At 55.1% G+C, this 16,908-nt stretch carries 12 protein-coding genes; 7 read left to right on the forward strand and 5 right to left on the reverse strand.

Annotated features, from left to right (window positions below):
• Positions 1 to 39 precede the first annotated feature (39 nt).
• From F1002_RS11815 to F1002_RS11835, 5 genes are read right to left on the reverse strand one after another with little or no spacing between them, the layout of a single operon-like run.
• The gene (locus tag F1002_RS11815; RefSeq protein ID WP_150429213.1) at positions 40 to 1,485 is read right to left on the reverse strand and encodes a chondroitinase-B domain-containing protein; all 1,446 of its coding nucleotides are present in this window, start codon (positions 1,483 to 1,485) and stop codon (positions 40 to 42) included.
• A 37-nt stretch (positions 1,486 to 1,522) separates the two neighbouring features.
• A complete protein-coding gene (locus F1002_RS11820) occupies positions 1,523 to 2,590 on the reverse strand; it encodes a GNAT family N-acetyltransferase (RefSeq protein ID WP_150429214.1) in 1,068 nt (355 codons plus the stop codon).
• Positions 2,560 to 3,402: a hydrolase 1, exosortase A system-associated gene (locus tag F1002_RS11825; RefSeq protein ID WP_150429215.1), complete on the reverse strand. Its 843-nt coding sequence runs from the start codon at positions 3,400 to 3,402 to the stop codon at positions 2,560 to 2,562. Before F1002_RS11825 ends, F1002_RS11820 begins: the two co-directional genes overlap by 31 nt.
• The gene (locus F1002_RS11830; RefSeq protein WP_223879561.1) at positions 3,395 to 4,222 is read right to left on the reverse strand and encodes a hydrolase 2, exosortase A system-associated; all 828 of its coding nucleotides are present in this window, start codon (positions 4,220 to 4,222) and stop codon (positions 3,395 to 3,397) included. Before F1002_RS11830 ends, F1002_RS11825 begins: the two co-directional genes overlap by 8 nt.
• Before the next feature lie 5 nt (positions 4,223 to 4,227).
• Positions 4,228 to 4,479: a phosphopantetheine-binding protein gene (locus F1002_RS11835; RefSeq protein ID WP_191090382.1), complete on the reverse strand. Its 252-nt coding sequence runs from the start codon at positions 4,477 to 4,479 to the stop codon at positions 4,228 to 4,230.
• An 81-nt stretch (positions 4,480 to 4,560) separates the two neighbouring features.
• On the opposite strand from F1002_RS11835, the gene F1002_RS11840 reads away from it, so the two are divergent.
• From F1002_RS11840 to F1002_RS11870, 7 genes are all read left to right on the forward strand, one after another.
• Entirely contained in the window at positions 4,561 to 6,162 is a 1,602-nt protein-coding gene (locus F1002_RS11840; RefSeq protein WP_150429216.1) for an acyl-CoA ligase (AMP-forming), exosortase A system-associated, read from the forward strand.
• 22 nt (positions 6,163 to 6,184) lie between these two features.
• Entirely contained in the window at positions 6,185 to 7,432 is a 1,248-nt protein-coding gene (locus tag F1002_RS11845) for a pyridoxal-dependent decarboxylase, exosortase A system-associated (protein ID WP_150429217.1), read from the forward strand.
• A gap of 393 nt (positions 7,433 to 7,825) precedes the next feature.
• Positions 7,826 to 9,211, forward strand: a complete 1,386-nt coding sequence (locus tag F1002_RS11850; protein ID WP_150429218.1) for a TIGR03013 family XrtA/PEP-CTERM system glycosyltransferase — start codon at positions 7,826 to 7,828, stop codon at positions 9,209 to 9,211.
• 41 nt (positions 9,212 to 9,252) lie between these two features.
• Positions 9,253 to 11,364, forward strand: a complete 2,112-nt coding sequence (gene prsK / locus F1002_RS11855) for an XrtA/PEP-CTERM system histidine kinase PrsK (RefSeq protein WP_150429219.1) — start codon at positions 9,253 to 9,255, stop codon at positions 11,362 to 11,364.
• On the forward strand, positions 11,361 to 12,716 hold the full coding sequence (gene prsR / locus F1002_RS11860; protein WP_191090383.1) for a PEP-CTERM-box response regulator transcription factor: 1,356 nt from the start codon (positions 11,361 to 11,363) through the stop codon (positions 12,714 to 12,716). Before prsK ends, prsR begins: the two co-directional genes overlap by 4 nt.
• 21 nt (positions 12,717 to 12,737) lie before the next feature.
• Positions 12,738 to 15,512 (forward strand): XrtA/PEP-CTERM system TPR-repeat protein PrsT, encoded by a 2,775-nt coding sequence (gene prsT, locus F1002_RS11865; RefSeq protein WP_150429220.1) that lies wholly within the window; start codon positions 12,738 to 12,740, stop codon positions 15,510 to 15,512.
• Between the two features lie 105 nt (positions 15,513 to 15,617).
• The gene (locus tag F1002_RS11870) at positions 15,618 to 16,898 is read left to right on the forward strand and encodes a nucleotide sugar dehydrogenase (protein ID WP_150429221.1); all 1,281 of its coding nucleotides are present in this window, start codon (positions 15,618 to 15,620) and stop codon (positions 16,896 to 16,898) included.
• Positions 16,899 to 16,908: the final 10 nt, after the last annotated feature.

The raw sequence follows: 16,908 nt of genomic DNA on the forward strand, positions 1-16,908 counted from the left end.
CATGACGATCAAATCGTCGTGAAAAAAACCACGCCGGCATCAACAGGCCGATCCATCTTCAAGAGCTCCCGGTTGCGTTCCTTCTGCGCGCGATTTTCGGCAAAAATCGTCAGCAACATGCTTGTGCCTCGGGATACGATCCGGGCGTGTCGCCCAGCTCAAATCGAGCGCGTCGGGATTTCGAAAAACTTCACTCATGCTGCGGCGTTCGGAGAATTCCTCGCGCAAGCTGCCGCCCTTCCTGGCTCGCACCAAGCCCTCATACAGATTCCCAAACAGCATGGCGCTCGATTTCTCCCCGCGGACATCGATCCCGCCAGTATTGATCAACGTGTTGTGTGCCACGAAAGAGTTGGCACTTCGGTTAATGTCAATTCCCATGTCATTGCAATGCGCCACGATGTTGTTGATTGCCCGTCCTCCTTCATGCTCGGTAACGCATTGCCTGTCACGACAATATTCCTGCCCGCTCTCCCCGCCCCCGAACGAAATCCCGACCCTCGTTCCCGGGGCTGATATCTCGCTGGTACTGCAAACGACCAGATTGCGCTCGATGCGCCCGCCAAACCCTGCTCCCTTCATGAAAATACCGAAACTGCTCGTTCGCGGATCACTCTTTGCAAAATTCGCCACATAGTTATCCTGCACCCGCCAGCGACTCGCTCCCACAATGTCGATCGGGGTCACAGGTCGTTGGGTGTGACGCGGCCCGCTATTGCGCAAGGTGTTCAACTCGATCAAGCCATCGTCGGGCCAGTCGTCGCGGTAACCATTGACCTTGACATGCGCTGCAAAATCTTCAATCAGGTTGTTTCGCAGGATGAAGTTCCGGGCCTTACCCGTGACATGGAACGCATGCTCGCAGTAGTCATGGTTATCGCAAACACCGCGTATATGCAGATTCTCAAAGTGCCAGTAAGGTTGATTGAGCTGGAATGCCTCGCTGACAACAACCTCGATCAGGACACTACCGGCTTGAGATGCAAAAACTAGGATCGGCTTTTCCGCCGATCCCGGATTATTGACCCCGAGAATTGCATTGACGCGGTAGGTACCGGGAAGAATCTCTATGCGCTGCCCGGCTACCGCCTGTTTCATCGCACCCTGCAACTCGGCAACGCTGGCGACGCGAAAATCAGCTCGCTCCGACTCCATGCGAGCCTGTGAACTCCAGCCCTTTCCCAGTATTGGCAGCATGCTGTTCGGAATCGGGCGCTCGTAGAATGGCTGCACGAAGTCGAGCACCGGCAAGGCAATGAACTCCAGCTTGGGATGCCCTGCCAATCGTTGCCGCGCATGCCGAATCAGCTCTCCCGGAGTACGATCCAGCGTTGGCGACGCCCGCAGCATCAGGACATCTTTTATGTATCGCTGAATATCGTTGGGCACCAAATCGGTAAAAGAAAATACCGAAAAAATCAGCGCCAACAGCAGAAACAAGCTAGCGAAAAGGATAACGGCGAATCGCCTCAGAGACTTGATCATATGCTGCTCCCCGGTGCATTGTTGGCTGACAAGCACATTACCGAAAAAGTTCTTTTTTCAGTATGCCCAAACGATGCCGAACCAAACCTGCGATGCCGGCAACAAAGCGGGGATTAAACGCGATGAGACCGTACCGCTCCCGACGATGGCTCATCCAATCCCGTTTGTAAGGATCGTCGCCCATCAGGTAATCGACTTCGGATACCTTGTCCACGTCAATCACATGGCGCATCAAATGGGCCGTGAGTACCGTCCCGACCGACGTATGGGCATATTCGCCGTCGTAAGCAAGTTTCACGATCATTGCCTTGCCGGAAGCTACCAGCCAGAGCTGCGCGGCTATCGGCCTACCGTCAAGACGCGCGATACCGAGGCGCAGCCACCCCTGTTCGGCTGCAAGCTGACACAATCCAGGAATGAACGCCGGATACGGCTCGGGAACCTTCCAACTCTTTTGATATACCGTCGAGTAGTCCGAAACTGCAGCGGACAAGTCTTGCCCTCCGGTAATAATGTCTATTTGGAAACCCGAGTGCCTTTTGAGCTTTGCGTACGCCCTGCGGATAGTGCTGCGTAAAGCCCCCGGCCGTTGAGCGAGATATTCCTGATAACTCAAGGCGCCCACTGGGAGATACCAGTTTCCGAAGCAGAAGAACCGATCAACAATCCAGCCGGCTGCTTGCAGGTTTTTGGATACGACCTCCCAATCCTGGGCCCCCGGCGTCATCGGTTGAATTCTCGCTTCATGGAAACCGAATCTGCGTCCACGGAGGCTGGATAACTGCTCCTTTAGAACATCTTCATCAACCGGTGAATCACCGCACAAGCCGAAAAGTGGGCTGTAGTACGTCGCCAGCGAAAGCAATTTTCCGGGTTGTGCCGGGGTACGCATCAAAAACAGATTTTCCGACGACCGACAACCCAAACTTGTGACCTCGGCACCTTCGGGCAAAGCCGTTTGCGCCAGCAAGGAAAACCACGCCGTGGTTAGATGAGGATCATTGGCGACGCGCAAACTGTCAGGCGCAGCCAGGTTGTTTGAGAACTCAAGGGGAGTAACAAAAGCTGGAGGACTCACGATCTGCCCAATCGTGTATCGAGCCAAGCGATTGTTGCCTGCTCAACACTTTGCCGGTGCGCTTGCGACGAGAAAGTGTGGTTGGCATCGGGCAGCTCGATCAGTGTTACTCGATCCCTTCCCGGCATATCGGCACGAAATGCATTCCACCAAATCATGAATTCGCGCGCGGTAAAATCCTCGCCGCTCAAAAGGAGCAAGGTTTCACCTCGATACTTGCACCACGCTTTCCGCATTTTTTGCTGGAAGCTATCGCTCTCTTTTGCCTCAACACCCGATCCTGCACTTAACGTCGACCAAATACCGGCCAGAGTTGAACCTAACGACAACCTCCCGCTGAACAGTTTTGACCAAAATTCACGCTGCAGCAGACGCTGGGCGTAGTAGTGCCGAATTCTCGTCCGTGCCAGCGTTTGCTCGGATCTCACCCAAGGGTTGAGTAATACCACCCCCGCCACTCGGGGATCATTTTTGCGCTGCAAATACAGCAAACTAGCAGATGCCGCATCGCAAAGCCCCCACAGAACAATCTGTTCAAGTGCCGGAAGCGCCAAAAAAAATGCGTCGATGGCCGCCTGTACATCGTCGTCGATCTGATCGAAGCCTGGATGTACGCCATCGCTATCGCCCATCCCCCGATGATCGAAACGCAGGCACGCATACCCAGCATCAGCCAATGCGCGCGCTAACAGGGTGAACTGCCGATGACTGCCGACTCGATACTGCGGCCCACCAACGACGATCAATACACCAATCCGGGTAACGCTTCCCGGCTGGGACAATATGCCGAGAAGTTCGGCATTGCCACAATGAAACGCGAGCGGGCGCTCTTCAAGCATTTTCGCTTCCGGTCATCAGCGCCACCGTTTCACCGATCAGCGCAGGCACAAGCTCTATTTCGCTGGTCTGCCAAAACGGCGCACCCGGCATTGCACGGTAGCGTACAGCCGTACCGGCTGCTTGCAGTTGTTCGAGCGCAGCCTTGGCAGCAGGCGGTGGCGACAATTGGGTGGCGCTGCCGATATCCAACCAGAAAACGCTCTTCGACCGACCGTCTGAACCGCAGGCCAGCGAGACAGATGACAATTGATCCGCCATCGCTGCGGATAAGCCATACCCTGCTACTTCTATAGTTCGCCCTGCGGCCAGTCGGGACCGCATGTCAGAGAGTTTTTCCTTGCCTTGCCCGGACATCAACTCACCAGCGACGCCAAGACGCAAAAAATCCCTGACGACATTTGCCCCTGAAAGAACGGGCTGCCAGAAGAGCAACGATGTTTCGGAACCCTGCCTGCGTGCAATATCGGAAGCCAGGAGGGCTCCGCATCGCACCCCCCATAACCACAGCCTCCCCCGGGAGTTTTCCCGCAACCAATCAAGCGCGAGTTGGCCATCAGCCAACCAATCCGCCCAGTTTGCGTCCGCGAAGTCGCCGGAACTGTCGCCACAACCAAACAAATCGATCTGCAGAACATCGAAGCCCGCCGCGGCAAGGGCACGAACCTGCAGGGCGACCATGCGCCGGCTCTTGTTGAGTTCCTCGGCGAACGGATGCAGATAAAGCACCGCCGCTCTCGCGGGTTGCTGCAGCGATGGAGTAAAAATACAAAAGCGCTGCCCCTTTTCGGCGGTGAGAAAAAAGGCTTGGCGCTGTATCAACGGACTTACCCCGAAAAACGCCCCTGGACGAAATCCACCAGCGTTCCGACAGTGGCGAATGCAGCACCGTCAATGTCATCGTCGTCAATCGTCAGGCCCAATCTCGCTTCAAGTCCGCTGACAACGGCCAGCACAGCCATGGAATCGAGCTCGGGAAGAGCCCCAAGCAGCACTGTGTTGCGGGAGAACTGCAAGCCCCGCCCTTTCAAGCTCATCGCATCGTCAAGTATGGCCAATACTTCCTGCTCAATGTTCAAGGCAGCTCCAAGACATTTTGTTTGAGACGCGGCATTATAGGGCCATTACCTGCTTGTCCTGCCACAGGTCATCGCCTCGCCATGCTTGAGACCAACTTGCTACACCACCTTCCTTTGGCTTCGGCCAGCCGTTCCCCGGATTCAATCGCTTTGACTTACGGCAACGAGTCGGTCTGCTACGCGGATCTGGCCCGGCAAATGGAACAATTCGCCAGCAGCCTGATTTCATTGGGTATCCCTCGGTCTGCCCGGATTGCGATCTACCTGGAAAAATGCCCCCAAATGGTAGTCTCCTGCTTTGGGGCAGCAGCGGCCGGCTGCGTTTTTGTGCCGATCAACCCCTTGCTGAAACCCGAACAGGTTGCCCACGTTCTGAAAGACTGTGAAGCGCAGTGCCTGGTTACCTCATCGCAACGGCTTTCGCTTTTGGCTAACCAGTTAAATGCCTGCTCCTCGGTACGACACGTGATCGTTCCAGAATACTCAGACCCCATCGATGAACTGCCAAAAACGCTGACTGTTCTACCTTGGCAGGCGTTCATCAAGCAGCCGAAGACATCTGTGCATCGCGTAATCGACACGGATATGGCAGCAATTCTGTATACATCTGGCAGCACAGGCAAACCCAAAGGCGTGGTCCTGTCACACCGAAATCTGGTGGTCGGTGCCCAAAGTGTGGCCAGCTATCTGGAGAACCATGCCGGAGATACCCTCCTCGCAGCACTGCCCTTGTCGTTTGATGCAGGATTCAGCCAACTCACAACTGCCTTCCACGTTGGCGCCCGGGTCGTGCTACTGAATTACTTGCTACCCCGCGACGTAGTGAAGACCATCGAACGCGAAAAAGTCACCGGACTGACAGCAGTGCCTCCGCTTTATATCCAGTTGGCACAAACCTCCTGGCCTGAAGGCGCCACCAGTCAACTACGCTATTTTGCAAACACCGGCGGGCGCATGCCGCTCGAAATACTGAATGCCCTACGGCGGCAATTGCCGAGCAGCAAGCCTTTCCTGATGTATGGCCTGACAGAAGCCTTCCGCTCGACATTTTTGCCGCCCTCCGAGGTCGAGCGCAGACCGGACTCGATTGGCAAGGCCATCCCGAATGCCGAAATCCTGGTGCTCCGCGAGGATGGGAGTTCTTGTGCACCAAACGAGCCGGGAGAACTCGTTCACCGGGGAGCCCTTGTCAGCATGGGTTACTGGAACGACCCGGAAAAAACGGCTGAGCGTTTCAAGCCGCTGCCGATGGCCATTCCTGGACGAGCACCTGGACTCGTGCTTCCGGAGATTGCCGTTTTTTCCGGCGACACCGTGCGTTCCGACGAAGAGGGATTTCTATATTTCATCGGTCGCCGGGATGAAATGATCAAGACATCAGGCTATCGAGTCAGCCCGACCGAAGTGGAGGAGGTACTTTATGCCACCCAACTCGTCAGCGAGTGCGTCGCCTTCGGTGTAGATGATGAGCGCCTCGGCCAAGCCATCCGGGTTGTTGCCACACCGACAACCGGCACAAAGCTGGATGAAGCAACACTGCTTGCCGAGTGCAAATCGCGTATGCCGGCATATATGGTACCTATCGGCATAGAGATCAAAGAGGACCGGTTGCCCCGAAACGCTAACGGCAAGATCGACCGGAAAGCGCTGAAAATCGACTGGCTAGAGAATAACGCTTCCTAACAGACACCCGCTCAAGCCCCCCATGACCAACAACTCTACCCTCCCTCCCCCGGCCCACGTACCGATGACACATTTCGCCGAAGCCAATGGCGAGTTAATGATCAACGGGCTACCCCTCTCGCGAGTCGCCGCCCGCGTCGGCCAAACCCCGTTCTATGCCTATGATCGAAGCTTAATGCAAGCACGTGTGGCGGAACTTCGCGCTGCGCTGCCCAACGGCATCAAGCTGCATTACGCCATGAAGGCCAATCCCATGCCCGCAGTCGTTGGCCTGATGGCGGGACTGGTGGATGGCATAGACGTCGCTTCCGCCGGAGAATTGAAGGTCGCGCTCGATGCAGGAGCCAATCCGCATGAAATCAGCTTTGCCGGCCCAGGGAAGCGGGATACTGAATTACGACAAGCGGTCGCTGCCGGCATACTGGTCAATATCGAATCATTTCGGGAAGTTGGCTTGCTTGCTGCCATATCGGAGGAACTTGGCTACCCGGCGCGCGTAGCGGTCAGAGTCAACCCCGAGTTTGAGCTAAAAGGCTCGGGAATGAAGATGGGCGGAGGACCAAAGCCATTCGGCGTGGACGCTGAACGGGTACCGCAACTGCTCGCGGAGATTGGTGCTGCCGGTCTCGAATTTGAAGGTTTCCACCTCTTCGCCGGCTCGCAAAACCTCAAGGCAGAAGCCATCTGCGAAGCCCAGAAAAAATCCTGGACACTCGCCCGCTGTTTGGCCGACCACGCGCCATCACCCGTGCGTTTCCTGAACCTGGGTGGTGGTTTCGGCATTCCCTACTTCCCCGGCGATCAGCGACTGGGATTAGCAAGCATTGGGGATAATCTGAGCAATCTTGCGGAACGCACTGCCAAAGAGATGCCACAAGCGGAAATCGTGCTCGAACTCGGACGGTATCTGGTCGGCGAGGCTGGTATCTATGTCACCCGTGTTATCGACCGCAAGGAATCTCGCGGCCTGACGTATCTCGTTGTTGATGGCGGGCTCAATCACCACCTTTCTGCCTCGGGTAACTTCGGCCAGGTGCTTCGCAAGAACTACCCGGTGACCATCGGCAATCGAACGGCCAACCAAGCTCGGGAGATCGTCAGCATCGTCGGCCCGTTGTGCACACCGTTGGATCTATTGGCTGACCGAGCAATGCTGCCCAAGGCCGAAATAGGCGATCTCGTGGTTATTTTCCAATCGGGTGCCTACGGCGCCAGCGCCAGTCCCCAAGGGTTTCTGGGTCATCCACCGGTCCTTGAGGTCGTTGTGTAATTGACACCGGTGAGTATCATCGATACTCCAGCTTTTCATGTCGCGCCCCCCGGAAAGGCACGATGACAGTTTTCCTCCACACCAGATCTGGTGGCACAACTCTACTGGCTTGTTCGACAAGGGAGTTCGAGAAACAGGAGGCTGAATCGCCCCGATAACATGTACCAGCAGGCCCAGTTTGTAGGAACACCTACACAGAGTTGTAATGCCAAAGGGAAATGATCAGGCTAAAATGCGACCTCATTTTTGCTGCAACGCACCAACACGGTAAACAAGAACTTTCTCGCTGTACGCTGCTTCCATCATCACCTGTCAGCCCAGCGTGAAATACTCCACGAGCATCTTGATCAGTGCCCCATATAATCAGCCAAATCACTACGTCAGAGAATCGATATGATTCGAATCTTTAACCACTGGATGCGTGCCCGAGTCGTCGGGCAGATGCTATTCGACCTGTCATTTGTTATCGTCGGTCTGATCATCGCTATCATGTGGGTTGGTCACGGGCTACCTGTGAATTTCAGGCAAGTGGTCGTCTATGGCGGCTTACTTGGGATTGTCATGCTATTGGTCAATGCATGGCTGGGCTTCTATGAACGGCACCACAACCGTAATGTCAGTGAAACCCGCGCCAGGGCAGTGCTTTCGCTCTACCTCGCCGTCCCCTTGGCTTACGCTATCTTTGCGCTCTTGCCGATGACTTCGCTGAACAAGGAATTCGTTCAACTGTCTGCCATGTCCGCCATTTTTGGCATGCTGGTAACGCGGGTCAGCGCCACTCATAGTGCCAATGCCTCCAAGGCAATCAGCCGCCGAATCCTTGTTTTTGGAACTGGAATGCGTGCCCTTGATGTCAAGCGCGCACTGAACAAGTCAGATCCGGCTGCAGAAATCGTTGGCTTTTTCCCGAGCCCGGTCGAAGAAGAGCACGCAATTCCGAGCGATCTGGTCCTTTCTCGCACGACGTCACTGACAGACACTGCCAAACAACTCAAGGCCGATGAAATTGTGGTCGCGATCACCGAGCGGCGTGGCGGTGCAATGCCCTTGCGCGAACTGCTGGATTGCAAGCTTCATGGCATCAAGGTACTGGATCTGGCCAGCCATTTTGAGCAGACCCTTGGCCAGATTCGATTGGACTCCCTCTATGCTGGGTGGCTTATCTTCGGAGATGGCTTTCAGCAAGGAACACTACGCACAGTCGTTAAACGTCTCTTCGATATCGTCTGTGCCTTGATCCTAATCACCCTGGCCCTGCCGGTCATGCTGATTGCAACCCTTGCCATCGTGATTGAGAATGGCTTCCCTATCCTCTATCGTCAGGAACGTGTTGGGCTGAATGGGCGTCTGTTCAAGGTCATCAAATTCCGCAGTATGCGTAACGACGCGGAAAAGGATGGAAAGCCGGTATGGGCCAAGGCCAAGGACGATCGGGTCACCAAGGTTGGCCGAATCATTCGGAAGATCCGTGTAGATGAGTTGCCGCAACTCTTCAGCGTTCTAAAGGGTGACATGAGCTTGGTTGGCCCACGTCCGGAACGCCCTTTCTTTGTCGACCAGCTGACAAAGGAAATCCCGTTTTACGCCGTTCGTCACAGCGTCAAACCCGGGGTCACCGGTTGGGCCCAGGTGCGCTACCACTATGGTGCCACCGTCGAAGACTCTGCCGAAAAGCTGCAGTACGACCTCTACTACGTAAAGAACCACTCGCTGTTCCTTGATCTACTGGTTCTTTTCGAAACGGTCGGCGTAGTTCTGACCGGCAAGGGTGCCCAATAGTCTCGCTCTCGCCCCACCATTTCGAAACACACTAGACAGGTATGGACAGCGAAACCGCATCCTTGCTGGCCTGGAGTTTCGGAACAGCTGGCGTAGGGTATTGCCTCCTGGCAGGCTACCTTGTTTCACTTGGTGCGCAATGGCGCGTTGGCCGCCGTGCCCGTGCCATGCTCGTGGCGGTTGTTTTCGGAGCTCTCTGGGCTGGCAGTAGCTTTGTCGCCCTGACAACGCGAGAGTCAGGCATCCTATTCCTTGCATCCGCAACCGACATCGCTCTGTACGCAGCTTGGTATGCTTTTGTCTATTTCCTGCTGACTCCCGGAGCAACAGACAAGGCAATAGCCGTATCGTTGCCGAACTGGTTGATACCCGCTTGCGCGCTGGCAATCATCGGCGGTCTCACACTCCATCTACTATTCATCGGCGGACTGCTGGAAGGTGCTGACTGGAGCAGAATCTATTACTTCCACAGCTTGGCAAAACCCGTTCTCGGACTGATTCTCCTTGAACAACTGTTCCGCAATGTTGCGGATGACGCCCGTTGGAATATCAAACCCTTGTGTCTGGCTCTTGCTGGACAAATGATGTTCGATGTCTATCTATATTCGGATGCCTTGATGTTCCAGCGCATCGATACAGACGCAGCGATGGCGAAGGGCTTGGTTCATACCATTACCCTGCCCCTGCTATTCATTGCGTCACAGCGTGGCCGCGACTGGACTTCGAAAATCCGCCTCTCGCAGCGCGCAGCCTTCCATTCGGCCACATTGCTGGCCGCAGGTCTTTATCTGCTGCTGATGTCTGTGGTTGGTTACTACGTCCGCTATTTTGGTGGCGAATGGGGGCGCGCATTCCAATATGCGCTCGTATTTGCAGGCCTGATGACTCTGGGCATCATGCTGATTTCGGGGTCGATGCGCGCGAAAATTCGCGTATTGGTTGGCAAGCATTTTTTTGCCTACCGCTACGACTACCGTGAGGAATGGCTGCGTTTTACTCAAACCCTTGCGGCACAGGACAATCCCCAGGCAATGGGAGAACAGGTTATTCGCGGGTTGGCCTATATGGTCGAAAGTCCCGCGGGAAGTCTATGGCTTCACGATGCACAGGGCATGTTCCGCCAAGCGGCACGCTGGAACCTGCCCACCAGTGAAGGAACAGCCGGTACCGACACCGCCTTTATCCGGTTTCTTGTGGACAGTGGCTGGGTTGTCAATCTGGAAGAGTTTCGTGCTTACCCAGCCCGTTACGGCGACTTGGAAATTCCGGCATGGCTCTCCGACATACCCAACGCGTGGCTCATCATTCCTCTGACGGTCGGCACGGAGTTGCAAGGCTTTGTCATTCTCGCCAGTTCGCGCACGCAAATGGATGTGAACTGGGAGGTGAATGACCTCCTGCGAACAGCAGGCTGCCAGGCGGCTAGCTTCATCGCGAAAATGCAGGCCACGGAAGCCCTACTCGAAGCGCGAAAATTCGATGCATTCAACAAAATGTCCGCTTTCGTAGTACACGATCTCAAGAACATCGTGACCCAACTGGCTCTCATGCTCAAAAATGCCGAGAAACACCGACACAATCCGGAGTTTCAGGATGACATGCTAATGACTGTCGAGCATTCGGTCGAACGGATGCGGCAACTGATGATGCAGTTGCGCGAGGGGGCGACTCCCCCTGGATCGGCTGTTGGTGTTAATCTTCCCGATGTCATTGAACAGATTCGCAGTGATAAGGCGCGACAGGGTCGCATCGTTACAACGCAAAGCGATACTTCGCTGACGACACGCGGACATCGCGAAAGGCTGGAAAGAGTGATCGGACACTTGGTTCAAAACGCATTGGACGCCACGCCGATAGACGGTGCTGTGTGGATTAGCCTTGATCGTATTGGCGACCGAGCCCATCTTGTGGTTGGCGATACGGGACAAGGCATGAGCCCAGAATTCATCCGTGACCGTTTGTTCAAACCGTTCCAAACCACGAAAGATTCTGGAATGGGCATTGGTGCATATGAAAGCGCCCAATACATCCGCGAACTCGGAGGAGAATTGCTGGTGGACAGCACACCGAATGTCGGCACGAAAATAACTCTCGTTCTACCCCTACTGGAAATCCAGCAACACTCCGATCTACATGCTCAGGAGGCTGCGTGAGCGGGGAAAAAACTCGTCCTCTTCTGGTCGTTGAAGACGATCCGGCGCTGCAAAAACAGCTACGTTGGTCATTTGATCAATACGAAACACTGACCGCCGGCGACCGTGAAAGTGCTCTGGCTCAGATTCATCGGCACCAACCACCCGTGGTGACGATGGATCTGGGGCTCCCTCCGGACGCAGACTCGGTGTCTGAAGGCTTTCGCCTGCTTGAGCAAATCATTTCCATCGCACCGGACACCAAGGTCATCGTACTTACCGGACAAAATGACCAGGCCAATGCCTTGCGGGCGATCGCGCTCGGTGCTTACGATTTTTTTGCCAAACCGTTTGAACCCGAATTGCTGTCGTTGACCATCGACCGTGCCTTTCGCCTCCACGAACTTCAGCAAGAGAACCGGCGGTTGCAATCCCTTCAGCACTCAACAGCACTGCGCGGCCTGCTGACGCGAGACGCGGGCATGCAAAAAATTTGCCGCACCATCGAAAAAGTCGCCAGCAGCAACGCAACGGTGCTTTTGCTAGGTGAGAGCGGTACAGGCAAGGAAGTTCTGGCACGCGGCCTGCATGAAGCTTCACCACGAAAAAACGCCCGCTTTGTTGCCATCAATTGCGCGGCAATTCCAGACAATTTGCTTGAAAGCGAATTATTCGGTTACGAAAAAGGCGCTTTCACAGGTGCAGCCAAGACAACGCCAGGCAAGATTGAGTCTGCGAATGGCGGGACGCTCATGTTGGATGAAATCGGTGATCTGCCGATAGCCTTGCAGGCCAAGCTGCTGCGTTTCCTTCAGGAGCGGGTGATTGAACGTCTGGGTGGACGACAGGAAATCGCCGTTGATGTGCGGATTGTGTGTGCAACCCATCAGGATCTCAAGGCACACATCCAGGAAGGTCGCTTCCGTGAAGATCTTTTCTACCGTCTTGCCGAGATCGTCATAGACATTCCGCCGCTGCGCAAGCGCGATGGTGATGCAGCGCTGCTGGCCCACGCCTTTGTCCATCGTTTTGCCGATGAACACAAGCGGGGCAGCATGACCCTGACCGAGGATGCGGTACGAGGAATCGAAGCCTACTCATGGCCCGGAAACGTCCGCGAACTGGAAAATGCAGTCAAGCGCGCAGTGATCATGGCCGATGGACAACAAATTACCCGTGAAGACATCGGACTGGAGCACCTTGAGGGTGGCAACTACTTCATTGACCTGCGCCAGGTTCGCGAGGATGCTGAAAGGCGTGCAGTCACCCTCGCCATCTCCCGCGCTGACGGCAACATTGCTCGTACTGCAGAAATACTGGGGATCAGTCGTCCAACACTTTACGATCTGATGCACCGCCTTGGACTCAAATAACTTTACGCGGACCAGAATATCATGACTTTTCACCAATCAAGAATTGCGGCCTTGGTCTCTGCTGCATTGCTTGCCGCCACCTTGGGTGCATGCGGCGGTGACAGCCCGGAAAAGCTGATTGCCTCAGGCAAGGACTACTTGGCCAAAAACGATGGCAACGCTGCCATCATTCAGTTGAAAAATGCCATTCAACAGAACCCGAATCACCCAGAAGCGCGCTTCTTGCTCGGCAAAGCGCTGTTTGAGAGCGGTGATATTGCTGGTGCTGAAGTGGAACTGCGCAAGGCGTTCGATCAGAAATATGCCCCGGAGCAAACAGTTCCCCTCCTGGCAAAAGTCATACTGGCAACCGGGCAGGCCAAAAAAGTCACGGACGAATTTGGAGATATCAATCTTCCCTCCGGAGAGCCGGCTGCAGACCTCAAAACCACGCTGAGCATTGCTTATCAGGCCCAGGGAAAGCAAGACAAGTCCAGCGATGAACTAGCAGCAGCACTCTCGGAAAAAGCAGATTACGCACCCGCTCAACTGGCGAACGCACGGATAAAGGCAAGCAACAAGGACATGGCGGGTGCAGCAGCCATCGTTTCCTCAGTTCTGGGTGCGAATCCGAAAAACCATGATGCCCTGCTCCTCGCCGGAGTATTGGCCGCTGCCAACGGTCAACCGGATGAGGCTCTGATTGACTTCCGCAAGGCCATCGAAGCCAAGCCTGATTTCATAGCTGCCCATGTTGCGGCGATCAATCAACTGCAGCAGCAGCAAAAGCTGGATGATGCGATCAAGCAATTCGATGCCCTCAAGAAACTGGCACCCAAACACCCGCAAACACTCTTCCTTGATGCCCAGCTCGCATACCAGCGCAAGGATTTCAAAGCTGCACGTGAACTGGCTCAGCAGTTGATCAAATTTGCGCCGAACAACCCCTTGGCCTTGCAACTGGCCGGTGCCATCGAGTATCAACTGCAGTCCTTTGTCCAGGCAGAAACCTATCTGGCCAAAGCCCTGCAAATAGCACCGCAATTGCCGCTTGCCCGCCGTATCCTGGTCGCCAGCCACCTGCGTGCGGGGCAGCCTGCGAAGGCTTTGGCTACCCTGCAACCAGCGCTCGAACACATTGGCCAGGACACGGCATTGCTATCTCTTGCAGGCGAGGTTTATCTGCAGAATGGCGACGCCGGAAAAGCCGCAGAGTATTTTGCCAAAGCCAGCAAGCTTGATCCGAGCGATGCCGCCAAAAAGACCGCATTGGCCTTGGCCCAAATGGCTCAAGGCCAGGTTGAGATGGCCTTCAATCAGTTGGAACAGATTGCCACGACTGACAAGGGCACCAGTGCCGACCTCGCATTGATCGCCGCTCATCTGCGTAACAACCAGATTGATAAGGCGCTGCAGGCGATTGATGCGCTTGAGAAAAAACAACCGGATAACCCGGCTACGTTCAATCTGCGGGCACGCACCCTGCTGGCCAAGAACGATATCGCTGGAGCCCGTGCTGCTTTCGACAAGGCGCTCTCGCTCAATCCTTCCTTCTTTCCTGCCGCGGCGAGCCTGGCGACGCTTGATCTGGCCGACAAAAAGCCTGACGACGCACGGAAACGTTTTGATGCCGTGCTTGCTGCCGATCCGAAGCATATCCAAGCCATGCTGGCGCTTGCAGAACTCCGCGCCAACAATGGAGGCACGCAAGATGAAGTTTCGGGCCTGATCAACAAGGCGGTGACTGCAAACCCCACCGAGGTGGCACCGCGTCTCGCCTTGATCCAATACTGGTTACAGCAGAAAGACAACAAGAAGGCGTTGACCGCAGCCAACGATGCGGTCGCCGCCTCCCCGGAAAAGCCGGAAGTCCTTGATGCATTGGGCCGTGTCCAGCAAATCTCCGGCGATCTGAATCAAGCTCTCAGCACCTACGGAAAACTGGCTGGACTGCAGCCAATGTCGCCCGTGCCGCACTTGCGGCTTGCTGAAGTGCATGTCGCCAACAAAAACAAGGAAGAAGCGGTCAAGAGCCTGAAGAAGGCCTTGGAGATCAAGCCGAATCTGATTGAAGCACAGCGCGCTCTAATCCTTCTCGCCATGGATGGGAAACGCACGACAGAAGCACTCTCCATCGCCCGCGAGGTACAGAAACAACGTCCCAAGGAAGCCGTAGGCCTGGTTTTCGAAGGTGATATCCATGCCGCCCAGAAGAACTGGAATGAGGCGATCGCAAGCTACCGAAATGCTCTGAAGACAACGCCAGCAACTGAACTTGCCGTCAAGACTCATAACACCATCCTTGCCTCGGGCAATGCTGCGGAAGCTGACAAATTTGCGGCTTCGTGGAGCAAGGATCACCCGAAAGATATCACCTTCCGCATGCATCAAGGTGACCTTGCAATGGCGCGCAAGGATTATCAGATTGCCACTCAGCACTACAATGCAGCACTCGCTCTGCAACCCAACAACGCCATGGTCCTAAATAACCTGGCCTGGGCCCTGGGAGAGCAAAAACAACCCAAGGCACTGGAGTACGCTGAGAAGGCCAATCAACTGGCCCCCAATCAACCTGCGCTCATGGATACCTTGGCCATGCTGATCGCGGCGAAAGGTGACTCTGGTAAAGCCATAGAAATATTGCGGAAGGCGATGACTCTGGCACCGCAAGCTGCGGCCATTCAGCTAAACCTCGCCAAGGTATTGGTCAGCGCCGGCAAGAAAGATGAAGCACGCAAGGAACTCGAGGCCTTGGCCAAACTGGGTGAAAAATTCCCGGAGCAGGACGAAGTCATTCGTCTGCAGAAGGCCCTATGATTTAGATTTGGATATTTTCCGGGTTGTGAGCATGTCAAAATTCACATTGACATGATCCCATACCGGATAGATTTTTTAGATAGTCGTTACATACAGGAAATACACATGACCACTATTGCAGTCGTTGGGTTAGGTTACGTCGGTTTGCCCCTTGCCGTGGAGTTCGGCAAGAAATTCCGCACCATAGGTGTGGATCTGTCACACGAAAAGGTAGAAAGTTACAAGAGATTTATCGACCCAACCGGAGAGGTCAGTACCGAAGACCTGCAGGCAGCCAAGCAATTGTTGGTCACAACCGATGCAGGCGCACTAAAGGAAGCTGATTTCGTCGTTGTTGCCGTCCCGACGCCAGTCGACGATGCGCATCAACCGGACTTCAGCCCTCTCGTCGGTTCGTCAACGGCAGTCGGCCGCAATCTGAAGCAAGGTGCCATCGTTGTCTATGAGTCTACGGTTTACCCGGGCGCAACCGAGGAAGTCTGCATTCCCATCCTTGAAAAGGAATCCGGCAAGACCTGGAAGAAGGATTTCTTCGTCGGCTACTCTCCTGAGCGTATCAACCCAGGTGACAAGGAACGTACCGTAACCAAAATCGTCAAGGTGGTTTCAGGCGATACGCCGGAAACACTCGCCAAAGTAACTGAAATCTACGGCAGCGTGATCACCGCAGGCGTCTACCCTGCCTCCAATATCAAAGTTGCCGAAGCAGCGAAGGTCATAGAGAACACGCAGCGCGACCTCAACATCGCCCTGATGAACGAGCTGGCGATCATTTTCGACAAAATTGGCATCGATACGCTGGAGGTATTGCAGGCTGCCGGCACCAAGTGGAATTTCCTGCCCTTCCGTCCCGGTCTCGTCGGTGGTCATTGCATCGGGGTCGATCCGTATTACCTGACACACAAGGCCCAGAAACTCGGCTACCACCCTGAAGTCATTCTTGCCGGGCGCCGTATCAACGACGGCATGGGCAAGTTCGTGGCCGAACAGACGATCAAGATGCTGGTGCGCGCAGGCCGCCCGATCAAGGATTCTCCTATTATCGTGCTCGGCCTCACGTTCAAGGAAGATTGCCCGGACCTCCGTAATTCGCGCGTCATCGACGTCATCCGTGAGCTCGAGTCCTACGGAGCCAAGGTCATTGTGCATGACCCGGTCGCTGATGCCGCCGAAGCCCGTCATGAATATGGCGTTGATCTTGTCGCTTGGGAAGAGCTTCCCAAAGCGGCAGCTATTGTCGCTGCAGTCAACCATAAGCAATACAAGGCCCTTTCAGTTACCGAATTGAAGACTAAACTGGAATCAGGTGGCGTCATTACCGACGTCAAGAGCATGCTGGACCACGAAGCCCTCAAACAGGCAGAGGTTCCTGTCTGGCGTCTATAAAGGAGGGATC

This window comes from Dechloromonas sp. CZR5 (assembly GCF_008711155.1).
GTDB lineage: Bacteria > Pseudomonadota > Gammaproteobacteria > Burkholderiales > Rhodocyclaceae > Azonexus.

Excerpts from the sequence above, each read along its gene's own strand:
- F1002_RS11825 (WP_150429215.1), bottom strand. The coding sequence starts at position 3,402 with ATGCTTGAAGAGCGCCCGCTCGCGTTTCATTGTGGCAATGCCGAACTT.
- F1002_RS11815 (WP_150429213.1), bottom strand. The coding sequence starts at position 1,485 with ATGATCAAGTCTCTGAGGCGATTCGCCGTTATCCTTTTCGCTAGCTTG.
- F1002_RS11840 (WP_150429216.1), top strand. The coding sequence starts at position 4,561 with ATGCTTGAGACCAACTTGCTACACCACCTTCCTTTGGCTTCGGCCAGC.
- F1002_RS11850 (WP_150429218.1), top strand. The coding sequence starts at position 7,826 with ATGATTCGAATCTTTAACCACTGGATGCGTGCCCGAGTCGTCGGGCAG.
- prsT (WP_150429220.1), top strand. The coding sequence starts at position 12,738 with ATGACTTTTCACCAATCAAGAATTGCGGCCTTGGTCTCTGCTGCATTG.
- F1002_RS11870 (WP_150429221.1), top strand. The coding sequence starts at position 15,618 with ATGACCACTATTGCAGTCGTTGGGTTAGGTTACGTCGGTTTGCCCCTT.
- F1002_RS11845 (WP_150429217.1), top strand. The coding sequence starts at position 6,185 with ATGACCAACAACTCTACCCTCCCTCCCCCGGCCCACGTACCGATGACA.
- prsK (WP_150429219.1), top strand. The coding sequence starts at position 9,253 with ATGGACAGCGAAACCGCATCCTTGCTGGCCTGGAGTTTCGGAACAGCT.